Below are 3,987 nucleotides of genomic sequence, written 5' to 3'. Positions count from 1 at the left end.
CCGGAGATCGAGGCCTGTTCCTTGTAGAGCACCCCGACCGCGGCCGCGGCGAGCAGGAACTTCACGACGACGTCGTCCCGGTCCGCGGCGGTGGCGTTGTCCATGCCGGGGGCGAAGTGCAGGGCGTAGAACAACACCGCCGGGATGATCCCGGCCGCCCCGTTCGTCGGGGCGGTGACCACCCGGCCGCCGGAGGCGTTCTCCTCGTTCACCGCCAACGCCACCAAGTTAACCCACTCCTGCCAATACCTGGGGTCGTACGGGCCCGCATCCCACGCCGCGTCCTGGTCCGCATCCCTGCCGTCGGCGGTTTCCTTCTTCAACCGCTCGAACCAGTCCGGGGCGCGGCGGCGGACCTTCAACCCGCCCGGCAACACCCCCTCGCGCGTCAGCGAGGCCGCCACACAGGCTTCCATCACGGACCAGATGTGCAGCAAACCGGCCCGGATCTCCTCCTCCGTGCGTGAGGTTTTTTCATTCACGAGCATCACGTCCGCGATACCCAGCCCGGTCACCGCGCAATGTTCCAGGAGTTCCGCGGCGGTCCGGAACGGCAACGGGAGCTCCTTCTTGGACTCCTCCAGTTCCTGCTGCGCCGCGTCCTCCTCACCCTCCCGGACAATGAACCCGCCACCGACCGAGAAAAACGTCGCCGCATGCACCACCGCACCCGCGGCGTCCGTGACGGTGAACGTCATCCCGTTCGTGTGCCGCGGCAACACCGTCAACGGCCGCAACACCATATCCGCCACCCCATAGGGCAGCGGGACGGCGCCGGCGAGGTTCAAGGTCCCCGTCTCCGCGATCGCGGCCAGCCGCTCCTCCACCTCCACGGGCAGGATCAACTCCGGATGAAACCCCTCCAACCCCAACAAGATCGCGGTCATCGTCCCATGCCCATGCCCCGTCGCCGCCAACGACCCATACAAATCCACCCGCAACCCCGCCACCCCAGCCAGCACACCCGAAGCCCTCAACTCCTCCGCAAACACAGCAGCAGCCCGCATCGGCCCCACAGTATGAGAACTAGAGGGGCCAATCCCGATCGAAAACAGATCAAAAACTCCGACTGCCATGACAATTCCTTACTGATATCCGTAGTGATGCGCGGGGCTGGCTTGGGTGGGCGGCTGCGGAATTCCTCCGCGTGCTGGCTCGTTCCTCGCCTCTGACGCACGCTTCCGGAATCCCCCACCCACCCAGAGCTCCGTCACCAAAGCGACAGTGCAAGCAGCAAATCAACCCGCGACCCGGGATGGGCGGAAGAAAAACAACACACGCACGTAGTCGCGTCCACCCACTTCCGGTACGGCCTGACCACGTCCGCACATGACCGCAACGTTCGCACGAGGGGCCGGCGGAGCCGGACTTTTCGAAAGCGTGCTCCCCACCGTCTCCCTAACCTCGCAAGCTCGGCCAGGGAACCCTGACGGCGTGGGCCCAGGGCACGCGTGAAAATGTCCGGTCCGCCGGTCCCGAACCCAGCCACGGGGCAGCACGCTGGACTACTTGGCGCGGCGGTAGAACGGGAGATCGACGACTTCGAACGGTTCTGTTTTGCCGCGTAGGTCGACGTCGAGCGCGGTGCCGGGGGCGGCGAATTCGACGTCGACATAAGCCATGGCGATCGGGTAGCCGAGGGTGGGTGAGGGCTGGCCGGAGGTGACTTCTCCGACGGTTGAGCCGTCTTTCAGGACCGCGTAGTGTGCCCGGCCGGCGCGGCGGCCTTGGCCCTTGAGCCCCACGAGGCGGCGGCCTGAGGAGGTGCCTGCACCGGCGTCCTTCTTGGCTGCCAGCGCGGCTTTGCCGACGAAGTCGCCTTCTTTGGACAGTGCGACGACGGCGCCCAGGCCGGCCGCGAACGGGTCGCCTTCCAGCGAGAGTTCGTTGCCGTACAGCGGCATCCCCGCTTCGAGGCGGAGGGAGTCGCGGGAGGCGAGCCCTGCGGGGGTGAGCTGGCCCTCGTCGGCAATGGCGATCAGCGCCTGCCAGAGGCCGGCGGCGTCCCCGTTGTCCACGAAGATCTCAAAACCGTCCTCGCCGGTGTACCCGGTGCGGGCCAGCAGCAGGTCCAGGCCCGCCCCGCCCACCAGGAAGGGAACCTCGACTGCGGCGTAGTACTTCAGCCCTGTCACGAGGGAATGCTGTGCTGCCGGCACCAGTCGCAGCAGGATTGACTCCGCTGCCGGACCCTGGACGGCGATCAGTGATGTGCGGGCTGAAGCGTCCTCCACCTCCACGTCGAACCGGGCGGCACGTTCCTGCAATGCTGCCGCGACGGTGGCTGCGTTTCCTGCGTTGGGGACCACCAGGAAGACGTCGGTACCGTCCTGCGCTGCCGGGCGGCGGTAGGTGATGAGGTCGTCGATGATACCGCCGTCGTCGTTGCAGATCAGCGAGTACTTGGCTTTGCCCACGGCCATGGCGGAGATCTTGCCCACCAAGGCGTAGTCCAGGAAGGCGGCGGCGTCCGGGCCGGTGACCCAGACTTCGCCCATGTGGGAGAGGTCGAACAGGCCGGCGGCGTTGCGGACGGCGTGGTGTTCGGCCAGTTCGGAGCTGTACTTGAGCGGCATCTGCCAGCCGCCAAAGTCCGTGAAGGAGGCCCCGGCTTTCTTGTGCTGGTCATAGAGGGCGGTGTAGTTCTCAGACATGTCAGCCTTCCAATCCGGTGGTTGAGCTTGTCGAAGCCTCGAAGTCTTCAAGCGGCGGGCAGGAGCAGACCAGGTTCCGGTCCCCTGCTGCGCCGTCGATGCGTCCCACGGGCGGGAAGTACTTGTCCTGCTTGTGGTGGGCCGGGAAGGCAGCCTGCTCGCGCGGGTAGGGACGGTTCCAGTCGGAGGAGACGACGGCGGCCGCGGTGTGGGGTGCGCGCCGCAGGGGTGAGTCGGTCACGGCGAAGTCGCCGTTGGCCACCTGGTCGATTTCCTTGCGGATGGTGATCATCGCCTCGATGAAGCGGTCGATCTCGGCAAGGTCCTCGGACTCCGTGGGCTCCACCATCAACGTGCCCGCGACGGGGAAGGACAGCGTGGGGGCGTGGAAGCCGAAGTCGATCAGCCGCTTGGCCACGTCCTCGGCCGTGACCCCGGTCCTGGCGGTCAGTTCGCGCAGGTCCAGGATGCACTCGTGCGCCACCAGCCCGCCTTCACCCGTGTACAGGACCGGGAAGTACTCGTCCAGTCGGGACGCGACATAGTTGGCTGCCAGCAGCGCAGACTTCGTGGCCTCGGTCAGGCCCTCGCCGCCCATCAGCTTCACGTACGCCCACGAAATCGGAAGCACTCCGGCGGACCCGAAGCGGGACGCCGAAATGGCGACACCGTGTCCTGCCTCGTGCGCGGCCTTGTTCGCATCGCCCGGCATAAACGGTGCCAGGTGCGCCTTCGCTGCAACCGGGCCGACGCCGGGTCCGCCGCCGCCGTGCGGGATGCAGAAGGTCTTGTGCAGGTTCAGGTGGGACACGTCCCCGCCGAACTGGCCCGGCTGCGCAAGCCCCACCAGTGCGTTCAGGTTCGCACCGTCGATGTACACCTGGCCGCCGGCGGCGTGGACCGCATCGCAGACCTCACGCACGTCCCCGTCAAAGACCCCGTGCGTTGAGGGGTAGGTGATCATGATGCAGGACAGGACGTCCTTGTGGGTCTCGATCTTGGCCGTCAGGTCAGCATGGTCGATCGTGCCGTCAGACGCGGTGGCCACGACCACGACTTTCATCCCGGCCAGGACGGCGGAGGCGGCGTTCGTGCCGTGCGCCGAGGCGGGAATGAGGCAGACGTTGCGCTGCTGCTCTCCACGGGAGTGGTGGTAGCCGCGGATCGCCAAAAGCCCGGCGAGTTCGCCCTGGGAACCCGCGTTGGGCTGGATGGACACCTGGTCATAGCCGGTAATCTCGGCGAGGTCGGCTTCGAGGCCGGAAATCAGCTCGCGCCAACCTGCGGTCTGGGAGTCCGGGGCGAACGGGTGGATCGAGGCGAACTCCGGCCA

General features: G+C 66.9%; 3 protein-coding genes. All 3 read right to left on the bottom strand.

Features of this window, described 5'->3' with window-relative positions:
• Positions 1–1,076, bottom strand: a 1,076-nt coding sequence (locus tag AB4Y79_RS21555; protein WP_441866229.1) for an L-serine ammonia-lyase, incomplete at its 3' end; no start/stop codon positions are given.
• Between the two features lie 429 nt (positions 1,077–1,505).
• Positions 1,506–2,654, bottom strand: a complete 1,149-nt coding sequence (gcvT, locus tag AB4Y79_RS21550) for a glycine cleavage system aminomethyltransferase GcvT (protein ID WP_441866227.1) — start codon at positions 2,652–2,654, stop codon at positions 1,506–1,508.
• 1 nt (position 2,655) lies between these two features.
• The coding region (locus tag AB4Y79_RS21545) for a glycine dehydrogenase (protein ID WP_441866225.1) at positions 2,656–3,987 on the bottom strand (1,332 nt) is incomplete at its 5' end.

The organism is Pseudarthrobacter sp. YAF2 (assembly GCF_052113345.1).
Classification (GTDB): Bacteria; Actinomycetota; Actinomycetes; order Actinomycetales; family Micrococcaceae; genus Arthrobacter.
This window is presented reverse-complemented; position numbering and strand designations above follow the sequence as displayed.

Bases quoted from the DNA above. Each gene is read 5' to 3' on its own strand.
- gcvT (WP_441866227.1), bottom strand. From the start codon at position 2,654: ATGTCTGAGAACTACACCGCCCTCTATGACCAGCACAAGAAAGCCGGG.